This window comes from Streptococcus timonensis, from assembly GCF_900095845.1.
GTDB lineage: Bacteria > Bacillota > Bacilli > Lactobacillales > Streptococcaceae > Streptococcus > Streptococcus timonensis.
In genome coordinates, this window is sequence record NZ_FMIX01000004.1 from 482,487 (window position 1) to 507,471 (window position 24,985).

Sequence of the window (24,985 nt, forward strand, 5' to 3'; positions counted from 1 at the left end):
TATCTGAGAATAAGATTTCTAAGTGCCTTCAATATAGGAGAAGGCTAACATACATCAATGAGGAGATTCTATGGATTTTGACTTATTCCTAATGATTTGTAATTATATTGGGACTATAGCCTTTGCGGCGTCAGGAGCCATCAAGGGATTTGGTAAACGTTTAGATATTTTTGGAATTAGTTTATTGGCAATTGTAACAGCAGTAGGCGGGGGTATTTTAAGAGATTCTATTATCAGTCGTTTTCCCTCCGCTCTCGCAGATCCTGGACCGATTTATGTCTCTATTCTTGTAGCTGTTATTATGTATGCCTTTGTGACATCAAAACAAGCCAATGCTAGTCAAGAAAAAAAATTCTATAAGTGGCTGAGAGAAGCTTATCTTATCTTTGATTCGATTGGATTGATTATCTTCTCTCTAATCGGGGCTACAGCCTTGGCAGATAGTAAGTTGAATCTAATGTCTGCTGGGATTTTGGCCTGTTTAACAGGTGCTGGCGGAGGTATCATCCGAGATCTCTTGATTAATGAAGTCCCAAGTGTTCTAAAAGAGGACATCTATGCCCTTCTATCTTTTGTAATTGGCGTTATTTATTACTGGTTGGCCTTTGTCCTTCACTTTCCAAGAATCACTGCTTTTATCATTCTCTCAATTGTCGGTTTTGTGATTCGACTCTGTATTATTAAGTTTAAGCTCTCTTTGCCAAATATGGATAAAAAGACTTGGAATTGATTGATGGAAGGAAAGTTCAATCACTCAATTGATAAATATTTTATAAATTACAAGTTTAATCAAGCGTCTAATCTTGCATGGATTAGGCGCTATTTTATTTTTTGCAAATACGGGAAATATTTGATGAAATTTATATTTTTTGGTATTATATCTAAAATTTTAAATAAGATAGGAGCTACAATGAGTAATTTAAAGAATTCAGTCAATTTTATTAAAGAAATAGAGAAGTTAAAGTCAGTAACAAGATTTAATAGAACTCTTGATGGAAGATTTGAAAATAGTGCCGAGCATTCTTGGCAAGGTGCTATAGCTGCTATAGTTCTTCAAGATTATTATCCTGAAAAGTTGAAAATGGAAAAAGTTATTTCTATGTTATTGATTCATGATTTAGGTGAGATTTATGCCGGAGATACTTGGGTTTTTGATGATGAGAAAAAGGTTCATTCTCATGATAGAGAGTTAGAATCTCTAGAAAAAACAATGAGCCTCCTTCCAGAAGATAAATATTTGAATATGAAAAATTTGTGGTTGGAATTTGAAAAAGGGCAGAGTGCTGAAGCAAGATATGCAAGAGTGATCGATGCATTGGTACCACTGATAAATCACTTAGAAGTGTCAGAATTAAATTATAACCCTGATAACATAAGTGCAGACATTGTATTAGAAAAGAAAAAGTTCATAAAAAGTGAATCAGAAGAATTATGGAAACTGACGGAAGATTTGATTCAAGAAAGTGTGGAAAGGGGGTTATATTTATAATAACAATTGGCTCTACGGATAGATTTATAGAATACAAGGACGTGTCAATCCTGCACGTCTTTTTTACTTTTTCTATGGTATAATAGAAGATAGATTTATAACTGGAGAATATGAGTATTTATGATTAAACTAGTCGCAACTGATATGGACGGGACTTTTTTGGATGAAGCTGGCCAATTTGATATGGAACGTTTAAAAAAGCTTCTCCATTCTTATAAAGAAAAAGGGATTTACTTTGCTGTAGCATCAGGACGTGGCCTTTTGTCCTTAGAGAAACATTTTGCGGATGTCAAAGATGAGATTATTTTTATCGCTGAAAATGGTAGTCTGGTTCGTTTTCATGGACAAGATCTATATGAAGCAACTATGCCACGTGATTTTTATCTATCAACCTTTGAAAAACTAAAAACTTCACCCTATTTTGATGAAAGAAAAATGCTCTTGACAGGTAAGAAAGCTTGTTATGTTTTAGATACTGTAGATGAAACCTATCTCATGTTTAGTCATCATTACAATGAGAATATTCAAAAAGTAGCCAAACTTGAAGATATCACCGATGAGATTTTTAAATTCACAACCAACTTTACTGAAGAGACAGTAGAAGCTGGCGAAGCTTGGGTTAATGAACATGTGCCTGGTGTTAAGGCAATGACGACAGGTTTTGAATCCATTGATATTGTTCTTGATTATGTGGACAAGGGAGTTGCGATTGTCGAATTAGCTAAGAAGTTAAATCTGGATATGGACCAAGTGATGGCCTTCGGTGACAATCTCAATGACATTCATATGATGCAGGTTGTAGGGCACCCAGTCGCACCTGAAAATGCTCGTCCAGAGATTTTAGAACTTGCCGAAACAGTTATCGGTCACCATAAGGACCAATCAGTTATCGCTTATATGGAGGGATTATAATGGCAGATATTAAATTAATTGCCCTAGACTTGGATGGAACCTTGCTGACGACAGATAAGAAATTGACTGATCGTACCAAGGCGACTTTAAAGGCTGCGCGTGAACAGGGTGTCAAAGTAGTCCTAACAACTGGACGTCCTCTCAAGGCCATGGATTTCTTCCTTAAAGAGCTTGGAACAGATGGTCACGATGACGAATATACTATCACATTCAACGGTGGATTGGTTCAGAAAAATACAGGTGAGATTCTTGATAAGACAGTCTTTTCAATTGATGATGTGACACGTATTTATGAAGAAACTGAAAAATTGGAAATCCCCTTAGATGCAATTTCAGAAGGAACAGTTTACCAGATTCAGTCTGACCAAGAAAGTTTATATGCTCAGTTTAACCCGGCTTTAACTTTTGTTCCAACTGCATTTGAAGATTTGTCTAGTCAGGTGACATACAATAAATGTGTGACTGCCTTTCCTCAGGAACCTTTGGATGCAGCTATTCAAAAGATTTCACCAGAATTATTCGATCAATATGAAATTTTTAAATCACGTGAACTCTTGCTAGAATGGTCACCAAAGAATGTTCATAAGGCGACAGGATTATCTAAACTGATTGAACACCTGGGAATTGACCAAAGTCAGGTTATGGCCTGCGGAGATGAAACTAATGACCTTTCGATGATTGAGTGGGCCGGTCTCGGTGTCGCTATGCAAAATGCTGTGCCGGCAGTTAAGGCTGTGGCAAATGTGGTAACACCAATGACTAATGACGAAGAAGCTGTCGCCTGGGCAATTGAAAAATATGTACTGAAGGAGAACTAAAGAATGGGATTATTTGACCGTTTATTTGGAAAAATAGAAGAACCTAAAATTGAAGATGTTGTCAAAGAAGCTCTAGAAAACATTGATTTATCGGATGATAGCGAGCAAACTGAGACGCTAGAATCTGAAAATATCGAAGTAAAAGAGCAAGATGGGACTGTCGTAGCCGAAGAAAATGATGAAGGATTAAATGAAGCAGAGGTTGACGAAGAAACTATTGTCGAATCAGTTGATGAAGTTGAGGTTTCTCGAGAAGAGTTAAATCAAGTCCAAGAGGCAGATAGTCCTCAAGAGGAACCGACTCATGTTGAAGATATTCCTTCAAATGATAGTGACGAGGAAGAAATTGTTCAGCCTCAATCAGACGAAGCAGAAACAGAGTTTTTTGAAGAAGAGGAAGCAAACCAAGTAATCGAAGAAACTCCTCAAGTGCAAGAGACTGTACAAGAAAAATATGACCGTAGTCTTAAGAAAACTCGTACTGGGTTCGGTGCCCGTTTGAATGCTTTCTTTGCAAATTTCCGCTCAGTCGATGAAGAATTTTTTGAAGAACTAGAAGAACTGCTCATCATGAGTGACGTTGGTGTGCAGGTGGCTTCAAATCTTACAGAAGAATTGCGTTATGAAGCCAAGCTTGAGAATGCTAAGAAACCTGATGCCCTTCGTCGTGTTATCATCGAAAAATTGGTGGAGTTATACGAAAAAGACGGCGTATATAATGAAAATATTAACTTCCAAGATGGATTAACGGTTATGCTTTTTGTTGGAGTTAATGGGGTCGGGAAAACAACTTCAATTGGTAAATTAGCTAATCGATACAAACAAGCTGGTAAAAAGGTTATGCTTGTTGCTGCTGATACCTTCCGTGCGGGTGCGGTTGCTCAGTTAGCAGAATGGGGACGTCGTGTAGATGTTCCTGTCGTTACTGGTCCTGAGAAAGCAGATCCAGCTAGCGTTGTCTTTGATGGGATGGAACGAGCAGTAGCAGATGGTATTGATATTCTCATGATTGATACAGCTGGCCGTCTGCAAAACAAAGAAAACTTAATGGCTGAATTGGAAAAGATTGGTCGCATCATCAAACGCGTAGTGCCAGAAGCACCTCATGAAACCTTCCTAGCTCTTGATGCGTCAACTGGGCAAAACGCTCTTGTACAAGCTAAAGAATTCTCAAAAATAACTCCTGTTACAGGGATTGTCTTAACCAAGATTGATGGAACTGCCCGAGGTGGGGTTGTTCTTGCTATCCGTGAGGAACTCAATATCCCTGTTAAGCTAATTGGTTTTGGTGAAAAGATTGACGATATTGGTGAGTTCAACTCAGAAAACTTTATGAAGGGCCTTCTAGAAGGTTTGATATAAAAGAACATCCTGCAAGAATTCTTGCAGGATATTTTTTCTATTTTAGTCGACCATCCTCACGATAGGCGATATCTGGTTGCCGGTGTGGCGATTTGTTTTTCAAACTGCTTTATGAAGCTAACTATGTGCTTTAGGAGGATCTCTCTATTTACGAACTATGACCTGCTTATTAAATATTTAGAACTTAATTTAATTAGATCATTTTGACTTAGTAGAAATGATTGATCTTCTTTAGTAACAGTAGGCTTTAACTTATGTTTTCAAGTAAATAATCAAATAACTGGTTCGCAATAAGTTCTGCGTGGTTATTTATAACGGGAAATTTAAAGTAATAATATTGAGATTCATATCTTTCTAATATGTAGCTAGGAACTAGAAAAAAATTATTATAGCAAGAAGATATTTCTTTTATAGAATTAGAAATATCTTCTAATTTATTACTTATATTAGTTATGTCAAAAAAAAGCTCACTAAAACCATTATCAATATTATTAATTGTAATAAATGGATATTTATTTTGATTGCAAAATTCCCAGTGGTCAGTATAATTTTGATCTTTTTTATAAATAAATTTATTCATATAATCCTCTTATTTGAATTTGAAGTCAGTTACATTCTTCATTTTTCCAGCTTTATCAAATATTTCCATGTAGTGAATAGTAAGCCCATCTATTTTTTCTAACCCCAGTGGATCAATCCATCTTTGAACATTCGGCGCAAATCGGTAAAAGTTAAATCCGCCCGTCCTTTTTCAGGCGACGCCAAGCAGTGTATTCGCCGTACCACAACAGATTGCCGTGGATGTCGGTCATCTCTTTTGGAATGCCGATTTGGTCGCAGTGGAAGTAGTGGGTTTGTTGGCGGCTTCCGCCTTCTTCGGTTGCCAAATAGCGGATTTGTGCTAAAGGTTCGTGTGTACCGCACACTTCCTACCTCTAGATTGTAGGAAGTGTGCTGGCTGTGGCTTGCTTTGGGGAAATTCAATAATTATATCCAACTTTTGGTTCAAACATGTTAAACACGATATTTCCTTAAAATAGGATGATTCAATAGAAATTCTAGATATTTTTTACAAAGTTCCTGTCCGCATAATTTATATACATTAAAGAAAGTGGGAAGTAGTATATCGGATACTGTAGCGTAGTTCTCAAGTGCATCAGTGAATTGTTCTTCATCTGATAACCCTCCTAGTATAAGTTGAGTAAAGTTTCTTTCATGTGATGATGTTTGTGAATCATAAATTTTCCAAACTCTTATACGCTCCTTCTTCAATTCATCATTTGATAAGACGTTGGATAAATTCAATAGAATTTTACTACATGTATTTTCTGCTAATTTTATTAAAGTATCAGGTATTTGATTATGAATACAAGGGCTAGATAAAAGTACGTTTTTGATAAAATCATGAGTAATTATCTGAATGTCATGATAATTCATGGCATCAATATCAAATGTATCGGTTAATTTTCGTCCTGCTATAACATCAGGTCTATTTACTTTAGTCATTTTAACCTCCGTTACCGTCACGAATTCCAAGATTTTTTAATACGTGGCTACAGGAAGGATATGCACGCATAGGTTTTCCTTTTTTGTCGTTTCTGTTTGCTGTAGAGACGGAATTTTTTGCTAATTTTCTAAGCTCTCCCATATTGGTAACATTTGCCTTTTCTGCCCCTTTATTGAGAGCCTCGGCTTCAGCACATCTACCATGCATACGAGAATCAGAACGTTTATCATTGGGGACATTATCGTATGCTTCTTGAACAACAGGATGGGTAATACCTTTACCCCCCTCTCCAGTGCTAAGGCCAGTTTGGTTTCGTAACAGGAGCAGGGGGGAGGAGAATGGGTCGTCTGAAAATTTTCAGACGACCTCAGAAGTTATTAGGTCTTAACCTAACTTATTACTACTGCTTAAAATAACTTATATTCTTCTAAATGATTGAGGATATAAAATTATCCTTGCTTCTAAGAAATCATTGTCCGCCTCAAAGTAACCAATATATTTGTATTTATCGAAACTTGTTCCTACTTGAAAGTAAGTCGTTCATTAAAATACCATATATATGAGTTTGGATCGTATAAATTTATATCTCTACATATTTTCTTAATTATATCATAATCTTGCTTTCTGACGGGACTGCCTTTAAAAATTTCTTCAAGAGGTAGAGCATATGAAATATTTGGTTGAAGAGAGGCTATTTTTCCATTCATATTCCATTTTGGGTATTCATTAGGTATGCCTAGATCTTGTGCAAAGTTTGAAGTATTTGCTTGATTAATACCTACATATCTATCATATTCATCTATACTTTTATAATGACCAAGCCATAGATGGTAAAAATTTGAATTATACATATAAAATCCTAATCCTATCTTAGTTACATGAATCTTTACATTTTTGTAAGCTTTAAACATGGCATCAATTTCTGCATGCATGGAATATTCATTACTATTTGGTCCTGCTAATCGACATCCGGTTTTTCCTGACTTTCTGTTAGCACGCTCTGTTGGGTTGACACCTTGGAAAGTTTCTCCTCCCATATTAAATGTTGTATCAACTGTTGCTAATCCAAACGGGTCGATCCATCGTTGCGTATTGCGTCCAAATACATAAAGATTCTCTTCACCCCACAACCCAATCGGATCCTGATTCACAAACCGACCTTCATCAGGCTCATAATACCTGAAGAAGTTGTAGTACAGCCCTGTTTCACGGTCGCAATACTGGTTTTGCAGACGGAAGGGTTGATATGCGCTATCCGTTACCTTGGTTTCCTCTTTCAGCTGGCCTAAAGGGTCGAGTTCGTAGTGGCTGGTGAGTTTACCCTGTGTCCGGAGGACTGAAGGCTTTGCGCGGGCTACGACTTGCTTAATAAATTTATTGAATATTCCAATTAAAAATATTTAAATGGATAAACATTAAACAAATTATTACTTATACTATTTACTGAATTTATAAACTCAGTTTTTATATTATCCGTAAGTGTCTCTCCCTCATCTAATAGGTGTTCTAAATCTCGGTATAAGAGAGCCAAATGGATAAATTGTGAGAAATCTATCCCTAAATTTGTAAATCCAGATTTGGTATATTCTCCAGTATCATGATTATAATGAAAAATGGTATTATCTATTTTATTTAAAAACCATCCATCTCCCTGTCCCGCTTGTCCAATACTCCAATAACACCTTGATATTTCGGGATAATGGCACTCTAAGTATCTATTTTCATTTAAAGCCTCTTCATAATTAAAAAGAGAAATATCAGGTATTATCTCTACCCCCTGATACTTAGTAATAAATAACAAATAGTTATTATCCAGTTTAGGAAGTTTATCTAACTTTGTAATTTCTACTTTACGCTTAATACATATATTAAAAAAATCCTCGGGAAATAATTTTAATTTGAACATAAAAGTATCCTCCATAATTTTTTTGATAGAAAGATATTTCCTTCAATATTTTCCTAATCCTTTTATTTTTTTTTAGATATTGTAGCTATGCCGTCATTATTTTTTAAATTTAGTAAACTACGACTTCGCAATCAGATTCCCCAAAAATATACTCAATAAATTCATTTAATCTTTTATCAGGTTTATAAGTAATAATTAGATTTTCAATACTATTTTGATAGATTTTTTGTTTCTCTTGAAAATAAATAACTAATTTATTGGAATAAATTTCTACTCTTTTGAAGCCACCTACCCCTGAATATTGTTGACTATTAATTTCATAATAATAGTATTCTAAGTCATCAACTTCTCTTTGCAAGATTAAGTAATTATCAGGGTTAGGTTTGTTACTATCTGCAAATGCAATAGTAAGAATATCATCTTCTATTTTGTAATACGTATTTATTGAAATAATTTCCATAAACAATTCCTTATCATATTGTTTCTTAACATTTTTCAGGTGGAGGTGTTTGTAGTTTTTTTCCAGCTGGGCGAGGTGCTTTACGAGTTCTTTTTTGAAGATTTTGGCTTTAACCAGTTGGTCATGCAGATCGTAGAAATAGTTCTGCACTTCGCCGTCGGCCAGTTCGCGGTGGATCAGGTTGGATAACTTTGTGGAATTGTTGAGACTTCCTACCTCACCTGCCATTATTGTTGTATATGCTCATGATCATATATACATTTAATTCCTTGTTTTATAGTGGTAATTAAATCATTAATTGTGTTATCAGATTTTATAAATAATGGATTTTGCCAATCACAATTTTTAACTACGTAAACTTTGAATTTTCCTTTTCTACCGATATGGGGATACCACCCAACATCTAAAATATATTTTTCATTAAAGAACTGTACTTGTAATAAATCTTCTTCAAATTCAAGTTTATTGATTAATCCATTAGTGTTATTGAATAGCCAAAATAAATTGTCATAAGTAATAATGCCATCTTTAAAATCAATTTTAGGTACCATTTCAAATTGCTCCTAATCTTTTCAACTTTTCTTTTTTTGTAATTGGATGTCCATGTATTACTCCTTGAGAGAATTCAACTCGTATGTATGTTGTATCTATCCCTTCTGATGCACCAATAATTTTTCCGGAATCATATACTTTATAATGTACGTTTTTTCCAAATGGTGAAACTGGAGTTCCTTTTGTTCAAGCTATTCTTTCTAATGATTCACTATGAATTTTAGGTTTATATTTTGCAGGTTCACCATTTTTTGTAGCTTTTCGGATTTTAGACCAGAATTTTTAGGGGGAACATGTTTTCCTCCATGAGAAGTCCAATCTAAGGAATTATTATCACATGGATTATTACAGGCACCTGGAGCATTAGATAATCCGAGCGGATCAAACTACTTCTGCGTATTCGGCGCAAAAGCATATAAATTCTCCCCTCCCCACAATCCAATCGGCTCCTGATTCACAAACCGACCCGCATTAGGCTCGTAATAGCGTATCGGGTTATAGTGCAGCCCAGTCTCTTCATCGAAGTATTGGTTCTGCAATCTAAACGGCTGATGCGCATCCTTATAAACCCGCCCGTCCTTTTTCAGACGACCCTAGCCGGTATAGTTACCGAACCAAACCAGATTAGCTTCATCATCGGTCATCTCACGCGAGATGCTGATTTGGTAGCAGTGAAAGTAGTGGGTTTGTTGATGGATTTCCACTTCTTCGGTTGTCCAGTCATGGACTTGCGCCAAGGGGTCATCAGGACTGAAGGTTTTGTGCGGGCTACGGCTTGCTTTTTACACTTTTAAATTCCGGTGGTGAATTTTTTGAAACTCATCCGAAATAAAATCTCCAAATTCTGCAAATGATTCAATAGGTAAATTAAAAATTTCTGGTTTACGACGAATAAGAAAACTTAAAATATGATAATGACTATTGGGTGTTTCAAGCAATTCAATGCTTTTGAGTATTTTTTGCCTAGCATCCTCTTCATCTATTTCTTGCTCGATGGAGAAGTCTGCATTGTGAGCCAATCCCATAGCAGGATTAATAGAAGTAATTTCACTTGGGGTTGGATTTTGGTAATCGGGATCTTGAGCAATTATCCGCCAGTCTGACTCTAGCTTTGATTCAAATAAGGTATGACAGTCTAAAACGGTTTTGAATAGAATTGGGTAATTCCCAGCATTTTTATAATCGAATGGCTCAACTGGGCTTGAAGTAAACAAATCAAAAATTCCTACAGTGGCACCAAGCTTATTTTTAGCGATTATTCTACCGTAACCGAATAATTTATCAGCTATTTTAAAACAAAATAAATCACCATTCTTAAGATATCTATATAAAGTTCTGTTTTTTTCCCAATTAAAGATTTTCATAATACTTTTCCTTTTCTATAGTATAGAATGTTAAATTATTGGAAGATTTTTACAACCATTTTTGAGAATATGGTCTCTTCCCGCAACCATTGCTTCTTGTCTTTTAACATTACGGGTCTTATTCTCAACAAATGAATGACATTTATTTCCTCTGGTTTTAGTTTTTTTAGGATTAAAATTACTTTTCTGACCTTTTTTAAGTTTTTTTCCTGTCAGTGTTCCATGTTGTCGAATACAGCCTTCCTCATATCCACGGGCGGTTTCGTAATCCAAATCGTTATATAATTCTACTAAGCGTTCTGTTCCAACTAATCTTCCTGATTTCCTGTGTTGTTTTGCACGAGTCTTTATATTATCCGTAATACAGATATAAAAAGGTTTACTATCCCCTGGCCTATACAATCCATTAACAGACAATTTTTAAAATCCCAAGGGATCTAACCACATTTGAAAATTTGGCGCAAACCAATACAGATTCTCCCCACCATTAAACCAATAGGAAGGGCTGGTATGTGCTATCCGTTACCTTGGTTTCCTCTTTCAGACGACCCCAGCCAGTGTAGTTGCCGAACCATAAGAGGTTGCCGTCTTTATCGGTCATCTCACGCGGGATACCGATTTGGTCGCAGTGGAAGTAGTGGGTCTGTTGGCGGTTTTCGCCGTCTTCGGTTGTCCAATCGTGGACTTGCGCTAAAGGCTCGTAGGAATCTTGATCTGTGTAGATATAGGTATATCTGCCGTCCGGGTGGATTTCCTGCAAGAGGTGGCTGCCGTCCTAAACGAAGCGGGTTTGGTTTTCGAGACCGTTCCCGCTCAAATCATGCGGGAATGACGTTTCCGAAACTTCTTTGTCTTTCAGACGGCCTTGCAGGTGTATTGTGTCTTAACCCAACCTACGGCTACTACATGATTCAATTTTATCTTGCCAGTCGATTGTATTAGTAATTTTGGTGTTTTAATTTACCTCAATTCCATCAACATATTGAGAATCCTCAATATATACAGTTGAGAAGCTTTGTATAAAGTCGGGAGTTTTTTGCTCATCTCTTTTGGGTTTGAAGAAGCCTTTCATAATTGTCCAATCGTATATAGATATATCAATAGGGTACTTTGATAACATTCCACTAATTTTATATTTTTCTATCCATTGAACAGCTTTTTCTTTAGATGAAAAGATAGCCGATGGGAAGCTTGCTCTGCTTCCTTGAACAACCCACATGTAAAATTCATTCATAGTCATGTCCTTTTTAGTTTTGTTTAAGTTGTTTGTACGAAGAATAATCCACCAGATAGATCTGGATTTATAAAAATATATCCGATGTTCTCAGTTAGATAAAAAATTTCATTTATTTTTTCAGGTAGATCCATTCCTAAGATTTGACCTATGAAAATATATTTTTCTAGAAAATCATCACTCTCTTGCTGTAAATATTCAGGTTGTCCTCCTAAAAAACTCATTTCATCTAAATTCTCAATAGGATTAATTGGATAAAATTTATCTAGGTTAATCTTGAACTGATTTTTATCTCCGACGATAACTCTCGTGTATCCTTGAATAGCATCGTCAATTTCAGTAATGTAGTCAAGAAAATAATCTTCTTTATCATAATAAGAAAAAACGTAAATTGCTTTATCTTTATATTCCATATTCTGAAAATCTGTTTTAAATTGAGGTGCAATAGTTAATAGATTTTCAATTGGTATAAAAGCAACCAATGCTAACTCATGACCATCTGGCGCTATCACTTTATTTGAATAGTCTAAATCTAGCCCAACTAATATATTATTTATATTGGGTTTACTATCTAAAAAGTTAAAATTAACGTATCCATTTTTTTTCATTTAAATTCTCCTAAAAATTTAAGGGCGTTTCTTACCTGCTTTTTTTAATTTTTGAGGTGCAGTGCAATCTTACTTTTTGGTTTTTTTCTTAGGATTTAATTCGTCTTTACGCTGCTTATAAAACTGCCAATATTTTTTGTCCTCAATACTAAATGGATAATATCCAGCATCATTATAAGCAATATCAAAATATTTATAAGCTTCATCATATTTTCCAAGGTCATAATAAAAAATACCAGCTAACAGATACGTCCCTGCATTAGTGGTTCCTAAGTCAGCGACACTTAAAGCAATACTCAGCCATTCCTTAGCCTGTTCATATTTTTGATTTTTATAATACAACTCAAACAAAGCAATCGTAACCATTGTCGTTGGATGCGCCCATTGAGTTACTGGCTTGGGTATTAGCTCAAATGCTTCTTTTAATAACTTTTCTTGTTCTAAAAAAGGTTTATTATAAGCCTCACAGACTAAATCATTAATCTTTGATTCTAATTCTGGATTAACTGCATCTAAATTCATAGCATACAACACCTCAATAAAAATGAAACAAGGTTGTCTGAAAATTGATTTCAGATACCCTTGATATTTGGTGGGACTCGACCTAACCCACGCTTACTAAAAACTATAATGAATGATTTTTAATTCTATACCTAACTCAGATAATAATTGAATTTGATTTAAGGAGATTTTATATTCACGAGTGGCCTCATCGGTACCCCAGCTGTATATTATAAGCTCTTTATTTAGTTTATATTTTTTAAATACGTAATTTAAATCCTTTTTTATGCTTTCTATTGTTTTTATAATTTTATTAATTTTTTCCTTTAAATTTTCCTCTTTATCTATGCCAAAAGAATAGTAAGATTGTTCAATTACAAATTGAATCTTTTGGTTTGGTGATGTAAATAAATCTCCCTTGCTATAAAATTCAGCATTTTTAATATTAAGTATTTTGTCTATTTCTTTCATGTTGATGTAATCATTTGATTCCATATAAAATGTTACTTCAATTAAATTATTCAGCATCATTGCAACCAATTCCTGTTCTAATAAATTCAGAAGAATTTTTTCTTCTTAATAAATGTTCTCCAGTTTTATTTTGTTTATAAACATCATAATGAGATACGGCTCGTTTACCAACATAATCACCTTTAAACGCATGTGGATCTGTGCCTATTTGATCTAAAATCCGGTTCAATTCTTTTTGGTTAATTAGTTTACTATCTTTTGTATCTCCGTCATTACAACTAGACGACAATCTATATAAATCTACCCAAGCTTTTACATTTTGAGAATAGTTATAAAAATTGCTTCCTCCCCACAAACCGACCCGCATCAGGCTCATAATACCTGAAGAAGTTGTAATGCAGCCCCGTTTCACGGTCGCAATACTGGTTTTGCAGGCGGAAGGGTTGGTATGCGCTATCTATAAATATGATTTTTGAATTTTGCTTAAATAATATCTTCTTCGCAAGACAAGAAGTAGTCATAATTATTTATGTCTAATTTCTCGCATAAATAAGGTTCGATTATTTTTGCAACTTCATTTGATATCCAATATTCTTCATACATCGAGCTAGTTTCATGACAAATTTTTTGTAAGAAATCGAGAGATGGTTCATTCTTAAAATTTATAACCTCAATAAATTTTTCTCCATTTTTTTCGAATTTTGATATAAATCTGATGGTTTTTTTCACGGTTCTATCCTTCTGTTTTTAATAAGGTCTTTTAATTGTTTGCCAGTCTTAGAGGAAAATGCGCCAAGGTGTTTTCCTCGTTTATCATATTTTTCAACTTCTCCATGTTGAGAGTCACATTCTAGAATGCAGGCTCCAGTGATGGGGCTTCGATAGGTGAAATGGCGTACGTGCGTACCGCAGCCCCAAGTCAGGATTGGAGGTTTGTGCGGGCTACGGCTTGCTTGATTCACCCCAGTTTTACTCAGGGATTTATACGCTAGCTTGGTTAGTTTTTTATTTTAACTATTTGTTTTCATGTTTATGTTTGGAATTCTGCTTTTCATTATGTATATCAGTGAGTAGGTTAGTAATAGACATCCCATTTTTTTGAGCAAGTAGAGCCCATTTTTCCGCTTCGTCTAATTTGTTTTTGTCTTTACTGTCTTTGTAATGATCAAAGAATATATAGGCCAAATCATATTGTGCTTGAGTATTACCTAATTCGGCTGATCGAATTAACCAAAATATAAATTTATCATTGTTAAATTCATAAAAAGCAAAATAATTCGCTAATTTTGATGCTGCTTGACTATTGCCAGAGGAAGCAGCAATTCTTAACTTTTCCAGATCAGTTTTAGAAATATACATACTGTCATTTATTGAAATGTTGGCATTAGATTTCATGTCTCTATCCTTACTGTATAAGTTATTATAAGACGTTAGAAAAATACTTAAAAAATAAATTTAAGGATTTTATGGCTTAATTGTAACATATTTACCTCCATTTAATACTTCTCCTGTAACTGCACTAACATTTTCTGTTGCACCACGTACAGGTGCTTTTAATTCATTAGCCAATTTTTGAGCAAATGAATTGTCCCCTTTCCCTGTTTGACAAGCAACTAATGTTACTGGTTTCCCTCCAGAAGTTTTAGGTTTGTAACGATAATCCGCTAAATCTTATTAATTAATTGATATTTATCAATATTTTTAATTCGTCTGGTAGTTTGGCACCATTTCTATATGCCTTTTTAGCCCAAAATATGGCTTTTTCTTTATTACCTTGTGTGAAAAATAAATCGGCTAAATTGGATTGGGCAATTGGATGTCCATTTTTTGCTGCTATCTCTAGCCATTCAAATTCCAAATCTTGATCTAAAGATACAAACATGTGGTATTGATATAATTTGAAGGCTGAGTTTTTATCTCCATTAGTGGCGTTCTTTTCGAGAATTTGAATTTCTTCATCTGAAATCCAATAAGTACTACCTGTTGATATAAAGTTAGTCATTTTAAGTTTCTTTCCGGATGTTGTTTACATGATATTAAAGGAGTTAATAACAAAAATAAAATAAAGAAATTTTTTAGTATTTCCATAGTTAGCATGATCCTTACTTATTTTTTTTACTTTGAGGAGTAAAGCTTCTCATGGTGACTGGTTTGCTTGTATCTTGCGAGCGAACAGCCTTCATTCTCATCGGTGTTAATTTCCCGTGACTTGAAAACCAAAGATATTCATTTGGTGCTTTAACTGTAGTATTTAATTCATTAGCAAGTTGTTGTTCAAGAGGGTTGGCTCCTTTTCCTGTATTACAGGATAAAATCTCAACCGTCATACCTGATTTATAGTTAGGATTTTTTTAAAATTCTCGCTGCTAATTTTTTAGCATCTAATCTTTCACCTGTAGCCCCATCCACCATCAACGAAGGATTGCCATGGCCTCCTACTTGGAAAGTATTCGGTTTATTGGCAACTTTTTGAGCGTAAGAGTGTATGTTTTCATTACTTGGGAATAAATTCATATCAACTCCAGCTAAACCTAACCAATTGCCCCATACTTGGGTATTAGGTGCAAACTGATACAAATTCTCTCCACCCATCAACCCAATCGGGTCCTGATTAACAAACCACCCCGCATCAGGTTCATAATACCTGAAGAAGTTGTAGTGCAGCCCCTATATTTTGATTGGCATACTGGCGGGAATGAGGACGGAAGGAGACGTAGACGGAATGAGTAGAAGAAATTAATTGGGTAGAAAATTAATTAACTATTCATTTGGATTAAATAGATTAAAGAAATCTTCCACTGTATTTGCAACTTTTCTCCATTGTAAAACTCCATCATCCCAATAAATAATCTCAGGAATGTTACAGTTGGTGAAATCCATGCAAAATGGGCAATCTGAGCCATCGGTGGCAAAGCATAGCGAATTTTCTAAAGAGTATGCACCACCAAGATAATATTTTAATTCATTATCTGATAATTTATGCTGTGTATGGTATTCTTCATCTACATCAAAATACGTTAACATCTCTGCACCTTCAGCATAAATCTGCTCTTTAGAGATAAAGATTGTGCCTAACTCAGTGTCCAATGGATTTTCAAATTGATCATAATTTCTTTTCAATGAGCCACCATTTTTAAATTTTTTTACAAGTTGAAAATAAATTTCAGGAATTTTCATAAATAAACCTCTTTACTTTATCGAATAAAACCAAACATCTTCTCAAATTCATCGCCAATCCATTTTTGGGATTTTGCATATTGAATGGCTTTTTTAATAGCCTTTTTGCACCCCTCATCATCAGGAAACAAATCTTGAATATCTTTAATATCTAATGCAAATCGTTCTTCAAAATTTAAAATTGCGTCGTCTTTCATGGTTTTTTTCCCTCTACCTGCAAATGTACGTGTCTTTTTATGCCCCTCTTTTGTCATCAAGATTGATGGTCCATCTGATCTTGAAATATTTTCATTTTTCAAGAAAGCATTTTGCGGCATATGATGACCAACTGTTTTTGTATTTTTCTTTTTGTCCATATCACTGAAGGAACCACCATCTAGACATACACATAGACCAAGTACGTCAATCCATACTTGCGTGTTGAGCGCAAACTCATATAAGTTAGTTATGTTGCTTGCCAGTCCAATCGGATCCTGATTCACAAACCGACCCGCATCAGGCTCATAATACCTGAAGAAGTTGTAATGCAACCCCGTTTCACGGTCGGCGTACTGGTTTTGCAGGCGGAACGGCTGGTATGCGTTATCCGTTACCTTGGTTTCTTCTTTCAGACGACCCCAGCCGGTGTAGTTGCCGAACCACAAGAGGTTGCCGTCCTTATCAGTCATCTCACGCGGGATGCCGATTTGGTCACAGTGGAAGTAGTGGGTCTGTTGTCGGCTTTCGCCGTCTTCGTTGGTCCGGTTATGTACCTGTGCCAAGGGTTCGTAGCTGTCGGGGTCGGTGTAGATATAGGTATACCTGCCGTCCGAATGGATTTCCTGTGAGAGATGGCTGTCGTCCCAAACGAATCCAGTGGCATTTTCGAGGCCGTCTGAAGCTTCTTCGTTTTTTAGACGACCTTACTACACTGTTGGGACTTAACCCAGTCTATGCTTGTCAGGAGATATAATAAAGATATCAAAATATAGATAGAGTAGTAAAAGTTTTAATATATCTTTAGGCTCTCTTGGTAAAATTCAAATAACTCTTTTGCATATTTTTTATAAGAAGGGATCTTAATTGCTTTCAAAAAATTTGTTAAATCTATTTCTGATTTTCTCAATAGTAAAATTTCTATAGAGTTTACAATGAGGAAAGTCTTAGCCTGACCAATTAAAATAATATCATCACTATTTTCTTCATCTTCCTCAAAGTCACAGTAATTCTCTGACAATTTTGATATTTTTAATTTTGAGAAAACAAAAACTAATTTATCGTTTTCCATAATAAAATCTAATATTAACTCAGGTGTTAATCCTGATTTATTAATTTCATAAGCAACAGAATTACATTCTTGTGAAATACTGTCGTCATTGTCATAAATTTTAATTTTATAATCATGTTCAGCCTTATCTAATAATCTTTTGTATTCATGAGATTGAATTAAATTTATGATTTCTAATCCTGTTACCATGTGCTGGTTCCTTTCAAATTTTTTAATAATACACTACCTGTGTGAGGGTTGGTATGTGCTATCCGTTACCTTGGTTTCCTCTTTCAGACGACCACAGCCAGTGTAGTTGCCGAACCATAAGAGGTTGCCGTCCTTATCGGTCATCTCTCTCGGGATGACGATTTGGTCGCAGTGGAAGTAGTGGGTTTGTTGGCAGCTTTCACCGTCTTCGGTTGTCCAGTCGTGGACTTGTGCTAAAGGTTCGTGTGTACCGTAATGCCCTATGTCAGGATTGGAAGTTTCATGCAGGCTACGACTTGCTTTATTATTTTTTGTATTTCGAAAGGGTGTCTAAAATAAACTTTTCAAATCCCATAAAGTTTAATAAAGGAAGTGTGAATAATTCAGGCTTACACTTAATAAGTAACTCTAATATATGGTAATGATGACGTGGAAACTCATCTTTCCAAGGGAATTGTTTTATTGTAGAAACTGCCTCTTCTTTTGTAATTTCTATCTTTTTAGAAAAATCAGGATTATGCATAATTTTCATGATAGGGTTAACAGATGTATAAATATCAGCATAAGGATTATCATAATCAGTATCTTTAGCAATGATGCGCCATTCAGTATCTAATTTTTCTTGGAATAAAGAATGTGCATCTAATATTGTTATAAACAGTATAGATGGTTTATCATAATCATAATTTTTAAATAAATCATCCGGATGGGGTTGAAAGATATCAAATATCTCTGCAGCTACACCTAATGGATTTTTTGCTAAAATACGACCGAAACCAAATAGGTCTATTTTTATTTGAAATGCAAAAATATCCCCTTCTTTAATATATCTATACAAAGTTTTAGGTTTTTTGTTCCATCCTAAAATTTTTAAGTTATTCATATTGTAATTTCCTTTAAAATTAGTGAAAATGTACGGTCCTATTACAAAATAGGATTATTAGGACATTTTTTTCGAATTTTGATATAAATCTTATGATTGTTTTCATGGTTCTATCCTTCTGTGTAAATAATGCTAGAATTTTCTACATATTGCGATATTACGCAAGTTATAGCTTGCGTAAATTATTGTGCCAAATACCCTGTGTCATAATCTAAATCGTCAGTTTCCACAAACTCATCTAAGAAAAGATATATTTCTTCTATATCTACTTGAATTGGGATGTTTATAGCATAGAAATTTACATTAAATGCTTCATACTCACTTCCAAGATCGATTAGTTTCGTTAGTATTTTATCTTTAAATTTCTGATTTTCATTAAAGAAAACAATCCGCAATGTACTATTTTGACTATGAATTTTCGTTTTATCATAGAATAAGTAATTTTCTTCCGTTTGTATTCCACTAACAATATCACCTAGAGAGATTTCTTTGCTATAAAAAGGAATATTATTTATTTTAAGATAGCCTTCTTCAGTCACTTCTGCCCAAATGCTTTCCATAGATACTGGAGGATAACCATCAATTACTTCTAGATTAAAAAAAGCTTTTTCATTTTCATTACCTTATATAACCTTGCTACCTACTGTAGGATTTTGATTTAACAATTCGCACTTGCTTAAGTTAAACTTTAGTAATATCCTTTATAGAATCATATATTAATTCTTCCAAATAACTAATATTTTCATGGCAAATATTTATTTCTTTGTCTTTGAAAAAATAATATCCTCTTGAGTCAGATATATCAACCATTCCTTTTGAATTCTCTCGATTTATAAATAACTCTAAAACTATTTCATCATTATCGTCGTATATAAGAATATTTTCCTTTAAAAGTAGACTGAATACAATTCTTAAACTAGATTGTTTTAAGTAAATATCTAAATCCGCTTTAAGAATTTTATCATTTGAAGCTTGAGTTTCTCTTAATTTTGTAAAATGTTCAATTATTTTATTAATTTCCATTTTAAACCTCCGTTTATTTAATTATTGCATTTTTGACTGCTTGCGTGAATGAATGTGTGACATCTGTTCCCCTAGTAGAAGCCCATTCCTTCAATTTTATAAAACCAGGGTCATTAGTTGACCGAATGAATACATGATTTCCATGATCATTAATGGCCTCAAGTCCTGATTTTTCAAGTTTTGAAACATCAATTGCTTGGCATTTTCCAATAGGTTTATCCATTGATGTAGATAGGCCACTTTCAGTATCCTTCCCAGGTCTTGGAGTTAAATTATTATCAGTGGCTGAACCCATTCGATATACGATACCTTTAGTTAATTTTTTGGATAGACCTAACCAATCACCCCATCCTTACGTATTCGATGCAAGTTGATAAAGGCTAAAGCCCCCTAGCAACCTAATTGGGTCTTGGTCAGATTGGATGGGGGGATCTTTTATTGAACTTGCCGTTCATATGGAACATATCGCCGGTGCGCACGATATAGCGTTTGCTCATTGTAAGTGAGGAAGAATGGCGCATCAGCCAGGCTGGTTTGGTGGCGGTATGGGAAAGTATGCCCTTGCGTCTCGGAAGTTATAAATAAAGTTGGATAGTATTTGTTATTTTTTTTTGTGTTTCGACACTAATTTCCTGGTTAAAATTCTGGATTAATTTTAAAAAATCAATGATTAAGTTGATTTGAGTAGTGTTAAATATCGTACTTTGGTTTCTTAGGGCAATATATAAAAAATCAACAACGTAACCATATAAATGAAATTTAGATAAATTAGAAAAAATATATTTTAAACAGCAAGGAGTAAAATATAATATAGCCTTATTAGTATAAGCTTGCCACTCTAGTGATTCAAGTATTGAGAGAAAATCATCGTATGTTATCTCAATCCAAGTTTTAGTAGATAGTTGCATTATAGAAAATATATAAAAGTTATCACTATCATCAAAACTTATGATATTGTTTTTATCAACTTTGAAAACTGGAAAAGTAGTCCTAATTTTTTCCTCTAGATAATTTCGTTCTTGTATATATTTTACCTCCGTAAAGAATTTTTCAAATTCACAATATACTCCTAAGTCTTTGACAAACTTTGAAATATATTCTAAAAAATCATAAATGATATTGATTTCATCTTTTGTTAAAGATTGCAGTATATTAAATAGTTCACTCACTTCTCCTTGGGATATATTAGAATAATAGCTAAATAATTCTATGAAACAATCATTATCTATACTAGGATTTTCTATTGAACTTAGTAAAAGTGTATTTAAATGTAAGGCATTTTCATTTTTTTGTTTATCTGACATTTGATTTTTAATTAATAAAATTAGATTGTTTTTTTTCATGTCTTACTTTCTACATTTTAAGGTATGGCACCATCTGATTGATTTATTATCTATTTTTTATTTACGTTTTTTAAAATTATTTAATAGTTTTACTATCTTCTCTTTATTTTTGCTGGATGAGTTAATTGCAATTCTAACGGCATTTTCTCCAAATTCATTTTGTATATTTTTATCAGATCCATTGTCAAGGAGTAATTTCACCATTTCTATATTTCCAAACATGCATGCATAATGTAGCGGTGTATATCCTAAGTCCCCTTTAAGATCAATCAATGCCCCATTTTTAAGAAATACAAGAGCATCATCTAAAGAATTATTTCTGGCAGCAATATGTAAAACTGTATCATTCATACCTCCTACTTGATTTATATCTTCAATAGTGTCACCTAAAAAATCAGGATGCGTTTCATATTTTTTTAAAATACATAATAATTCTTTTTTCATTAACAATACCTATAGTTGTAAGTTGATAAATTTAATATCTGGATTTTATTTATTACTCGTGACACAATATTCTTTATGCTCTTTTTAGATTGTTTAATCTGTTTTTACGTTCTTGTATTTTTTGAGCATGACCATCCTGGCCGTATTCATAGGCGGTTTTGGCTTAGATTGTTACGGAATAAATATTTCATACGACCCTAGCCGGTGTAGTTGCCTAACCAAACCAGATTGCCATCCTTATCGGTCATCTCGTGCGGTATACCGATTTGGTCGCAGTGGAAGTAGTGGGTTTGTTGGCCGCTTTCTCCGTCTTCGTTGATGTGGTTTAGATAGGTGAAACCGTGTACGTGCGTACCGCAACACCTTACGTCAAGATTGAAGGTTTTGTGCGGGCTACAGCTTGTTACAAGGACTAATTATTGCATAATTTGTTGTTTTAATTTTTGGTCAAAAGAATTTTCCATGAAGATCAAATCATGCTTGCTAAACAATCCCTTATCATTTTCTAATACTTTTTTATCAAACAATAAAATATTCTGTATTAAAGGATCATTTAGTGGTAATTCATTCTTATTTATAATAAAAATAGCGGTTAACGCTTTAAAACGAAAAGCCTCTGGATAAAGTGCTAAATATTTTAAAACTTCTTTGCTACCAGAATGGAAGGCCATAATGATTGGAATATGATCTTGCTGCAAATGCTTTAATACATCTGGATAGATGTTTTTTGCGTCATTCTCAGATTCAGGTAATTTAATGGTATCTCCATAAGGAAATGAGGTAATAGGGGGAGCTTTAAAAAAATGCGCCTGCGAGATAGATGGTTGGACAAATACTAAATCATATGGATTTGACGATTTATCATAAGGAGGAACATTTTGGGAGAAAAAATTTCCCATTTCAGAATTGTATGCATATAGGTGAAGTATGACCCCCTCGAAAGTACGAGAATTGCTAAAGGATATTTCACCATAAACATATTTTCCTTTTTTAAATTTAATCCTATCTTTTAGAAAATTAGCATCAGGAATATTTAAATTATTTTTTAAATATTCAATAAGACCTTGAATAAATTCTTTACTTTTCATAATTATCGTCCTTAAAATCAATCTTTGAATACTAAAGTCATAAAGCGAGCAACGGCTTTGGATGAAGCCACATCCGTTTGCTTATCCTTATTTTTTGTTGAAACCATATATGTAGCCTTCGGATATTTTCCTCCAGCATTGTGCAGTCTTTTCAAATTGAATAACCCTGATCTCTTTTGACCTTTTGTTAATCGTCCTGTATTATATTTTACCCCAATAAAATAGATTTTCCCAGGCATACCTTTGTCAGTATTTTTGGGATAAAAATCATAGGGAAGGTCGTCTGAGAATTGATTTTAGACGACCTTGATGTTTTGTTGGGGCTCGATCCAACCTATGGTCTAAAAAAGGTCTTAAAGAGGTTTGTTACCTTTAAATGTATTAAATCTTGATAGATTAGCTCCTTTTGATTGAATATGTTTTATAGCTAATTCAAGTTCATTAAATTCATTAAATTCTTCTATCTCATAATCTTCAGCCTGATCCAATTTATTTTTTGGTACTGTATAGTAATATGTGATATAAGTTCCATTATTTTTCTTAATAGCAAATACTTGATAAACAACCTCTCCATCAATTTCAATAAGTTCATCATATCCTTTTGTTTGTAAATTATTTAAATTTAACATATCTATTCTCCTATAATATCAATACGCACTTGTTTCCCATCCGTAATAATCCCTGAACCAGGTCGCCTTTATCATCAGTCATTTCACGTGGGATGCCGATTTGGTCGCAGTGGAAGTAGTGGGTTTGTTGGCAGCTTTCAACGTCTTCAGTTGTCCAGTTGCATACCTGCGCCAAGGGTTCGTGTGTACCGCACATGCCCTACGTCAGGATTGGAAGTTTCGTGCGGGCTACGACTTGCTAACTCAATCTAGTGGTCATTTTTACTATTGTTATCATTGTGTATCTCAATATTTTTTTTATGTGCGAATAATAAATCTAAAATTTTAGATATATTCTTTGAGTCAGGGAATTTTCTAGGATTTTTTATGTTTACGAAATTATTAATTTCCAAGTTGTGTAAATGACTTATTAGTAAAATTGTAGATAGTGGGTATTTATATGAGGAAGGATTTTTTAAAATATCCTCTATTGCTAAATTACTTCCAAAATAATAATTTTTCATTGGCAACACATAATTATCGAATATGGCAATAATTATCTCATTTATTTCATTTTCGGATGTTTCTGGATATAAAGAAATAATGCCAAAATCTTTAAAAATAGAATCAAATTTTCCAAGTTCTGAACCATGTACTTTAAAATTACTTGGTGTGTCATTTTCATCAAAAATATCGTTTATTTCAGGATAAAATTTTGGGATAGTTGTACTTAATTCTATAAATTTTTGGTCTAGAATATTTTTCTCATTTATATAAGAAACAATAGAAAATGAGCATAATGCCCCAATTTTTACATGCTTACCTTTTTTAAATTGGAAATTAATATTTCCAAAAAAAATGTCATTAAAAAAGAGTGAAATAATACAATCGTGTTTTTTAAATGAAATATGGTTAGATTCTAAATATGAGCAGAAGCTATTTAATATTTTTTTCTTCATTTTTTATACCTCAATAAAATAAATGTTATATCACTTCCATTTACATTAAAAACTTTGCCTTTAGAAGTTAGAATAGTTCTTCCTCCTTTTCTTTATGTATTTGCATTTGCACTACGACCAGTTGGTCATGCAGGTCGTATAAATAGTTCTGCACTTCGTCGTCGGTCAGTTCGCGGTGGATGAGGTTTCCGAGGTCGTCGTAGTAGTAACTTGTACCGTTGTAGGTTTTCAGGCAGTTGTCTTGAATGGTAGGGGTAAGAGTTATTTAATCAAATTTATTTTCAAATCTCATAAAAAAACATCCTTTATATGTATTCAATAAAAGAATATTATCATTATTTTCAATAATATATATTTTTTCATATAGAAAATTTGGAAAATCAGCCAATACATCTGTAACAGCACTATATATTGCTTCATACTCATCATCTGTCAGTGGTGAATCAATATATACATAAAGAGTAAATAATTCTTCAGTCATATCAAATGCAATAAGTCTGACTTTGTTACAAATTGCCCCAAGAAAAGCCGTTTGCATACTTAAAATAATTTCTTGTTTTTTCATAATTAATTTCTCCAATAAAATATAGAATTTATGTTATATCAGGCAATGTAGGAACAATAAGGGCTTCTTTTGGGATGAATGAATTATTCCCCATTCTGTCGAGTCTTATCTCTCTTGGGATGCCGATTTGGTCGCAGTGGAAGTAGTGGATTTGTTGTTGGCTTTCGCCTTCTGCGGTTGTCAAGTCGCAGACTTGTGCCAAGGGTTCGTGTGTACCGTAATGCCCTACATCAGGATTGGAGGTTTTGTGCGGGC

Annotated in this window: 47 protein-coding genes; 5 read left to right on the forward strand and 42 right to left on the reverse strand. The window is 33.9% G+C overall.

Going from position 1 to position 24,985, the window contains the following annotated elements; genetic code table 11:
• Positions 1–70 precede the first annotated feature (70 nt).
• From BQ2679_RS05565 to ftsY, 5 genes are all read left to right on the forward strand, one after another.
• The gene (locus BQ2679_RS05565; protein WP_006148259.1) at positions 71–730 is read left to right on the forward strand and encodes a trimeric intracellular cation channel family protein; all 660 of its coding nucleotides are present in this window, start codon (positions 71–73) and stop codon (positions 728–730) included.
• A 180-nt stretch (positions 731–910) separates the two neighbouring features.
• Positions 911–1,489, forward strand: coding sequence for an HD domain-containing protein (locus BQ2679_RS05570; RefSeq protein WP_075568058.1), 579 nt, complete (start codon positions 911–913; stop codon positions 1,487–1,489).
• Between the two features lie 120 nt (positions 1,490–1,609).
• Positions 1,610–2,401, forward strand: coding sequence for a Cof-type HAD-IIB family hydrolase (locus tag BQ2679_RS05575; RefSeq protein ID WP_075567177.1), 792 nt, complete (start codon positions 1,610–1,612; stop codon positions 2,399–2,401).
• Complete coding sequence (locus BQ2679_RS05580; RefSeq protein WP_075567179.1) at positions 2,401–3,219, forward strand: Cof-type HAD-IIB family hydrolase; 819 nt, start codon at positions 2,401–2,403, stop codon at positions 3,217–3,219. Before BQ2679_RS05575 ends, BQ2679_RS05580 begins: the two co-directional genes overlap by 1 nt.
• Positions 3,220–3,222: 3 nt before the next feature.
• Positions 3,223–4,581, forward strand: coding sequence for a signal recognition particle-docking protein FtsY (ftsY, locus tag BQ2679_RS05585; protein ID WP_075567181.1), 1,359 nt, complete (start codon positions 3,223–3,225; stop codon positions 4,579–4,581).
• Positions 4,582–4,828: 247 nt separating this feature from the next.
• Here the strand turns inward: ftsY and BQ2679_RS05590 are convergent, their stop codons facing one another.
• The 42 genes from BQ2679_RS05590 to BQ2679_RS05800 form a co-directional block, all read right to left on the reverse strand.
• Positions 4,829–5,161, reverse strand: a complete 333-nt coding sequence (locus BQ2679_RS05590) for a hypothetical protein (protein ID WP_075567183.1) — start codon at positions 5,159–5,161, stop codon at positions 4,829–4,831.
• A 151-nt stretch (positions 5,162–5,312) separates the two neighbouring features.
• A complete protein-coding gene (locus BQ2679_RS10855) occupies positions 5,313–5,468 on the reverse strand; it encodes an RHS domain-containing protein (RefSeq protein WP_244491700.1) in 156 nt (51 codons plus the stop codon).
• 127 nt (positions 5,469–5,595) lie between these two features.
• The gene (locus tag BQ2679_RS05600) at positions 5,596–6,087 is read right to left on the reverse strand and encodes a hypothetical protein (protein ID WP_075567187.1); all 492 of its coding nucleotides are present in this window, start codon (positions 6,085–6,087) and stop codon (positions 5,596–5,598) included.
• Between the two features lies 1 nt (position 6,088).
• Entirely contained in the window at positions 6,089–6,415 is a 327-nt protein-coding gene (locus tag BQ2679_RS11205) for a YwqJ-related putative deaminase (RefSeq protein WP_083237577.1), read from the reverse strand.
• A 194-nt stretch (positions 6,416–6,609) separates the two neighbouring features.
• On the reverse strand, positions 6,610–7,488 hold the full coding sequence (locus BQ2679_RS11140; protein WP_209444058.1) for an RHS repeat-associated core domain-containing protein: 879 nt from the start codon (positions 7,486–7,488) through the stop codon (positions 6,610–6,612).
• Positions 7,479–7,994 carry an SMI1/KNR4 family protein gene (locus tag BQ2679_RS05615; RefSeq protein ID WP_075567191.1) on the reverse strand — a complete coding sequence of 172 codons (516 nt, stop codon included), beginning with the start codon at positions 7,992–7,994 and terminating at the stop codon, positions 7,479–7,481. Before BQ2679_RS05615 ends, BQ2679_RS11140 begins: the two co-directional genes overlap by 10 nt.
• A gap of 109 nt (positions 7,995–8,103) precedes the next feature.
• Positions 8,104–8,682 (reverse strand): hypothetical protein, encoded by a 579-nt coding sequence (locus tag BQ2679_RS11045; protein ID WP_244491701.1) that lies wholly within the window; start codon positions 8,680–8,682, stop codon positions 8,104–8,106.
• Positions 8,682–9,005 (reverse strand): hypothetical protein, encoded by a 324-nt coding sequence (locus BQ2679_RS05625; protein WP_075567192.1) that lies wholly within the window; start codon positions 9,003–9,005, stop codon positions 8,682–8,684. The genes BQ2679_RS11045 and BQ2679_RS05625 overlap by 1 nt, the downstream gene beginning before the upstream one ends.
• A gap of 387 nt (positions 9,006–9,392) precedes the next feature.
• Positions 9,393–9,593 carry an RHS repeat-associated core domain-containing protein gene (locus tag BQ2679_RS10940; RefSeq protein WP_142324077.1) on the reverse strand — a complete coding sequence of 67 codons (201 nt, stop codon included), beginning with the start codon at positions 9,591–9,593 and terminating at the stop codon, positions 9,393–9,395.
• 195 nt (positions 9,594–9,788) lie between these two features.
• Positions 9,789–10,370 (reverse strand): Imm26 family immunity protein, encoded by a 582-nt coding sequence (locus BQ2679_RS05635; RefSeq protein ID WP_075567194.1) that lies wholly within the window; start codon positions 10,368–10,370, stop codon positions 9,789–9,791.
• Between the two features lie 30 nt (positions 10,371–10,400).
• On the reverse strand, positions 10,401–10,787 hold the full coding sequence (locus BQ2679_RS05640) for a hypothetical protein (RefSeq protein WP_075567196.1): 387 nt from the start codon (positions 10,785–10,787) through the stop codon (positions 10,401–10,403).
• Positions 10,788–10,857: 70 nt separating this feature from the next.
• On the reverse strand, positions 10,858–11,130 hold the full coding sequence (locus BQ2679_RS05645; RefSeq protein WP_244491702.1) for an RHS domain-containing protein: 273 nt from the start codon (positions 11,128–11,130) through the stop codon (positions 10,858–10,860).
• A gap of 195 nt (positions 11,131–11,325) precedes the next feature.
• On the reverse strand, positions 11,326–11,604 hold the full coding sequence (locus BQ2679_RS05650) for a DUF7710 domain-containing protein (protein WP_075567198.1): 279 nt from the start codon (positions 11,602–11,604) through the stop codon (positions 11,326–11,328).
• A 23-nt stretch (positions 11,605–11,627) separates the two neighbouring features.
• Positions 11,628–12,212: a hypothetical protein gene (locus tag BQ2679_RS05655; RefSeq protein ID WP_075567201.1), complete on the reverse strand. Its 585-nt coding sequence runs from the start codon at positions 12,210–12,212 to the stop codon at positions 11,628–11,630.
• A gap of 69 nt (positions 12,213–12,281) precedes the next feature.
• Positions 12,282–12,734: a hypothetical protein gene (locus BQ2679_RS05660; protein ID WP_075567210.1), complete on the reverse strand. Its 453-nt coding sequence runs from the start codon at positions 12,732–12,734 to the stop codon at positions 12,282–12,284.
• Between the two features lie 96 nt (positions 12,735–12,830).
• Positions 12,831–13,208 (reverse strand): DUF4279 domain-containing protein, encoded by a 378-nt coding sequence (locus BQ2679_RS05665; RefSeq protein WP_159427233.1) that lies wholly within the window; start codon positions 13,206–13,208, stop codon positions 12,831–12,833.
• Positions 13,209–13,230: 22 nt separating this feature from the next.
• Complete coding sequence (locus BQ2679_RS05670) at positions 13,231–13,551, reverse strand: hypothetical protein (protein WP_075567214.1); 321 nt, start codon at positions 13,549–13,551, stop codon at positions 13,231–13,233.
• Positions 13,514–13,705, reverse strand: a complete 192-nt coding sequence (locus BQ2679_RS11210; protein ID WP_075567216.1) for an RHS repeat domain-containing protein — start codon at positions 13,703–13,705, stop codon at positions 13,514–13,516. Before BQ2679_RS11210 ends, BQ2679_RS05670 begins: the two co-directional genes overlap by 38 nt.
• Positions 13,668–13,913 (reverse strand): DUF7683 domain-containing protein, encoded by a 246-nt coding sequence (locus tag BQ2679_RS05680; RefSeq protein WP_075567218.1) that lies wholly within the window; start codon positions 13,911–13,913, stop codon positions 13,668–13,670. The genes BQ2679_RS11210 and BQ2679_RS05680 overlap by 38 nt, the downstream gene beginning before the upstream one ends.
• A complete protein-coding gene (locus tag BQ2679_RS05685; RefSeq protein ID WP_075567221.1) occupies positions 13,910–14,146 on the reverse strand; it encodes a colicin E3/pyocin S6 family cytotoxin in 237 nt (78 codons plus the stop codon). Before BQ2679_RS05685 ends, BQ2679_RS05680 begins: the two co-directional genes overlap by 4 nt.
• A gap of 52 nt (positions 14,147–14,198) precedes the next feature.
• Positions 14,199–14,579 (reverse strand): SEL1-like repeat protein, encoded by a 381-nt coding sequence (locus BQ2679_RS05690; RefSeq protein ID WP_075567224.1) that lies wholly within the window; start codon positions 14,577–14,579, stop codon positions 14,199–14,201.
• A gap of 283 nt (positions 14,580–14,862) precedes the next feature.
• The gene (locus BQ2679_RS05695) at positions 14,863–15,186 is read right to left on the reverse strand and encodes an SEL1-like repeat protein (protein ID WP_075567226.1); all 324 of its coding nucleotides are present in this window, start codon (positions 15,184–15,186) and stop codon (positions 14,863–14,865) included.
• Positions 15,187–15,286: 100 nt separating this feature from the next.
• Positions 15,287–15,511 carry a hypothetical protein gene (locus BQ2679_RS05700; RefSeq protein ID WP_075567228.1) on the reverse strand — a complete coding sequence of 75 codons (225 nt, stop codon included), beginning with the start codon at positions 15,509–15,511 and terminating at the stop codon, positions 15,287–15,289.
• A 13-nt stretch (positions 15,512–15,524) separates the two neighbouring features.
• A complete protein-coding gene (locus BQ2679_RS11050; RefSeq protein WP_083237580.1) occupies positions 15,525–15,848 on the reverse strand; it encodes an RHS repeat-associated core domain-containing protein in 324 nt (107 codons plus the stop codon).
• A gap of 96 nt (positions 15,849–15,944) precedes the next feature.
• Positions 15,945–16,361, reverse strand: a complete 417-nt coding sequence (locus tag BQ2679_RS05710; protein ID WP_075567230.1) for an SMI1/KNR4 family protein — start codon at positions 16,359–16,361, stop codon at positions 15,945–15,947.
• 17 nt (positions 16,362–16,378) lie between these two features.
• The gene (locus tag BQ2679_RS11060) at positions 16,379–17,122 is read right to left on the reverse strand and encodes an RHS repeat domain-containing protein (RefSeq protein ID WP_244491704.1); all 744 of its coding nucleotides are present in this window, start codon (positions 17,120–17,122) and stop codon (positions 16,379–16,381) included.
• A 227-nt stretch (positions 17,123–17,349) separates the two neighbouring features.
• On the reverse strand, positions 17,350–17,817 hold the full coding sequence (locus tag BQ2679_RS05720; RefSeq protein WP_075567232.1) for a hypothetical protein: 468 nt from the start codon (positions 17,815–17,817) through the stop codon (positions 17,350–17,352).
• A gap of 33 nt (positions 17,818–17,850) precedes the next feature.
• Positions 17,851–17,961 carry a hypothetical protein gene (locus BQ2679_RS11215; RefSeq protein WP_244491705.1) on the reverse strand — a complete coding sequence of 37 codons (111 nt, stop codon included), beginning with the start codon at positions 17,959–17,961 and terminating at the stop codon, positions 17,851–17,853.
• 160 nt (positions 17,962–18,121) lie between these two features.
• Positions 18,122–18,700 carry an Imm26 family immunity protein gene (locus tag BQ2679_RS05730; protein WP_075567236.1) on the reverse strand — a complete coding sequence of 193 codons (579 nt, stop codon included), beginning with the start codon at positions 18,698–18,700 and terminating at the stop codon, positions 18,122–18,124.
• A gap of 182 nt (positions 18,701–18,882) precedes the next feature.
• Complete coding sequence (locus BQ2679_RS05735; protein ID WP_075567238.1) at positions 18,883–19,260, reverse strand: DUF4265 domain-containing protein; 378 nt, start codon at positions 19,258–19,260, stop codon at positions 18,883–18,885.
• Positions 19,261–19,381: 121 nt separating this feature from the next.
• Positions 19,382–19,723: a hypothetical protein gene (locus tag BQ2679_RS05740; protein WP_075567240.1), complete on the reverse strand. Its 342-nt coding sequence runs from the start codon at positions 19,721–19,723 to the stop codon at positions 19,382–19,384.
• Positions 19,724–19,736: 13 nt separating this feature from the next.
• Complete coding sequence (locus tag BQ2679_RS10655; protein ID WP_075567242.1) at positions 19,737–20,018, reverse strand: hypothetical protein; 282 nt, start codon at positions 20,016–20,018, stop codon at positions 19,737–19,739.
• 280 nt (positions 20,019–20,298) lie between these two features.
• Complete coding sequence (locus BQ2679_RS05750) at positions 20,299–21,066, reverse strand: hypothetical protein (protein WP_075567245.1); 768 nt, start codon at positions 21,064–21,066, stop codon at positions 20,299–20,301.
• A 57-nt stretch (positions 21,067–21,123) separates the two neighbouring features.
• Entirely contained in the window at positions 21,124–21,510 is a 387-nt protein-coding gene (locus tag BQ2679_RS05755) for an ankyrin repeat domain-containing protein (protein WP_075567253.1), read from the reverse strand.
• 197 nt (positions 21,511–21,707) lie between these two features.
• Complete coding sequence (locus BQ2679_RS11220) at positions 21,708–21,830, reverse strand: RHS domain-containing protein (protein ID WP_075568061.1); 123 nt, start codon at positions 21,828–21,830, stop codon at positions 21,708–21,710.
• Between the two features lie 96 nt (positions 21,831–21,926).
• Positions 21,927–22,598: a growth inhibitor PemK gene (locus tag BQ2679_RS05765; protein ID WP_075567256.1), complete on the reverse strand. Its 672-nt coding sequence runs from the start codon at positions 22,596–22,598 to the stop codon at positions 21,927–21,929.
• Between the two features lie 17 nt (positions 22,599–22,615).
• Positions 22,616–22,837 carry a hypothetical protein gene (locus BQ2679_RS05770; RefSeq protein WP_075567258.1) on the reverse strand — a complete coding sequence of 74 codons (222 nt, stop codon included), beginning with the start codon at positions 22,835–22,837 and terminating at the stop codon, positions 22,616–22,618.
• 114 nt (positions 22,838–22,951) lie between these two features.
• On the reverse strand, positions 22,952–23,227 hold the full coding sequence (locus BQ2679_RS05775; protein WP_075567261.1) for a hypothetical protein: 276 nt from the start codon (positions 23,225–23,227) through the stop codon (positions 22,952–22,954).
• A 10-nt stretch (positions 23,228–23,237) separates the two neighbouring features.
• A complete protein-coding gene (locus BQ2679_RS05780; RefSeq protein WP_244491706.1) occupies positions 23,238–23,402 on the reverse strand; it encodes an RHS domain-containing protein in 165 nt (54 codons plus the stop codon).
• A 73-nt stretch (positions 23,403–23,475) separates the two neighbouring features.
• Positions 23,476–24,165 carry a hypothetical protein gene (locus BQ2679_RS05785; RefSeq protein WP_075567267.1) on the reverse strand — a complete coding sequence of 230 codons (690 nt, stop codon included), beginning with the start codon at positions 24,163–24,165 and terminating at the stop codon, positions 23,476–23,478.
• A gap of 265 nt (positions 24,166–24,430) precedes the next feature.
• Entirely contained in the window at positions 24,431–24,730 is a 300-nt protein-coding gene (locus BQ2679_RS05795; protein ID WP_075567270.1) for a MafI2 family immunity protein, read from the reverse strand.
• Positions 24,731–24,758: 28 nt separating this feature from the next.
• Positions 24,759–24,932 carry a hypothetical protein gene (locus BQ2679_RS05800; protein ID WP_244491707.1) on the reverse strand — a complete coding sequence of 58 codons (174 nt, stop codon included), beginning with the start codon at positions 24,930–24,932 and terminating at the stop codon, positions 24,759–24,761.
• Positions 24,933–24,985 lie beyond the last annotated feature (53 nt).

Coding starts and splice junctions, on each gene's coding strand:
- BQ2679_RS11215 (WP_244491705.1), bottom strand. CDS start 17,961: ATGACCGATAAGGACGGCAACCTCTTATGGTTCGGCAACTACACTGGC.
- BQ2679_RS05660 (WP_075567210.1), bottom strand. CDS start 12,734: ATGAATTTAGATGCAGTTAATCCAGAATTAGAATCAAAGATTAATGAT.
- BQ2679_RS05775 (WP_075567261.1), bottom strand. CDS start 23,227: ATGTTAAATTTAAATAATTTACAAACAAAAGGATATGATGAACTTATT.
- BQ2679_RS05575 (WP_075567177.1), top strand. CDS start 1,610: ATGATTAAACTAGTCGCAACTGATATGGACGGGACTTTTTTGGATGAA.
- BQ2679_RS05615 (WP_075567191.1), bottom strand. CDS start 7,994: ATGTTCAAATTAAAATTATTTCCCGAGGATTTTTTTAATATATGTATT.
- ftsY (WP_075567181.1), top strand. CDS start 3,223: ATGGGATTATTTGACCGTTTATTTGGAAAAATAGAAGAACCTAAAATT.
- BQ2679_RS05570 (WP_075568058.1), top strand. CDS start 911: ATGAGTAATTTAAAGAATTCAGTCAATTTTATTAAAGAAATAGAGAAG.
- BQ2679_RS05600 (WP_075567187.1), bottom strand. CDS start 6,087: ATGACTAAAGTAAATAGACCTGATGTTATAGCAGGACGAAAATTAACC.
- BQ2679_RS05740 (WP_075567240.1), bottom strand. CDS start 19,723: ATGGAAATTAATAAAATAATTGAACATTTTACAAAATTAAGAGAAACT.
- BQ2679_RS05700 (WP_075567228.1), bottom strand. CDS start 15,511: ATGACGGTTGAGATTTTATCCTGTAATACAGGAAAAGGAGCCAACCCT.
- BQ2679_RS05635 (WP_075567194.1), bottom strand. CDS start 10,370: ATGAAAATCTTTAATTGGGAAAAAAACAGAACTTTATATAGATATCTT.
- BQ2679_RS05650 (WP_075567198.1), bottom strand. CDS start 11,604: ATGAATGAATTTTACATGTGGGTTGTTCAAGGAAGCAGAGCAAGCTTC.
- BQ2679_RS05695 (WP_075567226.1), bottom strand. CDS start 15,186: ATGACTAACTTTATATCAACAGGTAGTACTTATTGGATTTCAGATGAA.
- BQ2679_RS05730 (WP_075567236.1), bottom strand. CDS start 18,700: ATGAATAACTTAAAAATTTTAGGATGGAACAAAAAACCTAAAACTTTG.
- BQ2679_RS05625 (WP_075567192.1), bottom strand. CDS start 9,005: ATGGTACCTAAAATTGATTTTAAAGATGGCATTATTACTTATGACAAT.
- BQ2679_RS05670 (WP_075567214.1), bottom strand. CDS start 13,551: ATGCGGGTCGGTTTGTGGGGAGGAAGCAATTTTTATAACTATTCTCAA.
- BQ2679_RS10655 (WP_075567242.1), bottom strand. CDS start 20,018: ATGGGTTCAGCCACTGATAATAATTTAACTCCAAGACCTGGGAAGGAT.
- BQ2679_RS05580 (WP_075567179.1), top strand. CDS start 2,401: ATGGCAGATATTAAATTAATTGCCCTAGACTTGGATGGAACCTTGCTG.
- BQ2679_RS05770 (WP_075567258.1), bottom strand. CDS start 22,837: ATGCCTGGGAAAATCTATTTTATTGGGGTAAAATATAATACAGGACGA.
- BQ2679_RS05690 (WP_075567224.1), bottom strand. CDS start 14,579: ATGAAATCTAATGCCAACATTTCAATAAATGACAGTATGTATATTTCT.
- BQ2679_RS05735 (WP_075567238.1), bottom strand. CDS start 19,260: ATGGAAAGCATTTGGGCAGAAGTGACTGAAGAAGGCTATCTTAAAATA.
- BQ2679_RS05590 (WP_075567183.1), bottom strand. CDS start 5,161: ATGAATAAATTTATTTATAAAAAAGATCAAAATTATACTGACCACTGG.
- BQ2679_RS05750 (WP_075567245.1), bottom strand. CDS start 21,066: ATGAAAAAAAACAATCTAATTTTATTAATTAAAAATCAAATGTCAGAT.
- BQ2679_RS05795 (WP_075567270.1), bottom strand. CDS start 24,730: ATGAAAAAACAAGAAATTATTTTAAGTATGCAAACGGCTTTTCTTGGG.
- BQ2679_RS11210 (WP_075567216.1), bottom strand. CDS start 13,705: ATGACTACTTCTTGTCTTGCGAAGAAGATATTATTTAAGCAAAATTCA.
- BQ2679_RS05765 (WP_075567256.1), bottom strand. CDS start 22,598: ATGAAAAGTAAAGAATTTATTCAAGGTCTTATTGAATATTTAAAAAAT.
- BQ2679_RS05665 (WP_159427233.1), bottom strand. CDS start 13,208: ATGGAATCAAATGATTACATCAACATGAAAGAAATAGACAAAATACTT.
- BQ2679_RS11045 (WP_244491701.1), bottom strand. CDS start 8,682: ATGGCAGGTGAGGTAGGAAGTCTCAACAATTCCACAAAGTTATCCAAC.
- BQ2679_RS05655 (WP_075567201.1), bottom strand. CDS start 12,212: ATGAAAAAAAATGGATACGTTAATTTTAACTTTTTAGATAGTAAACCC.
- BQ2679_RS05565 (WP_006148259.1), top strand. CDS start 71: ATGGATTTTGACTTATTCCTAATGATTTGTAATTATATTGGGACTATA.
- BQ2679_RS05720 (WP_075567232.1), bottom strand. CDS start 17,817: ATGGTAACAGGATTAGAAATCATAAATTTAATTCAATCTCATGAATAC.
- BQ2679_RS05785 (WP_075567267.1), bottom strand. CDS start 24,165: ATGAAGAAAAAAATATTAAATAGCTTCTGCTCATATTTAGAATCTAAC.
- BQ2679_RS05710 (WP_075567230.1), bottom strand. CDS start 16,361: ATGAAAATTCCTGAAATTTATTTTCAACTTGTAAAAAAATTTAAAAAT.
- BQ2679_RS05755 (WP_075567253.1), bottom strand. CDS start 21,510: ATGAAAAAAGAATTATTATGTATTTTAAAAAAATATGAAACGCATCCT.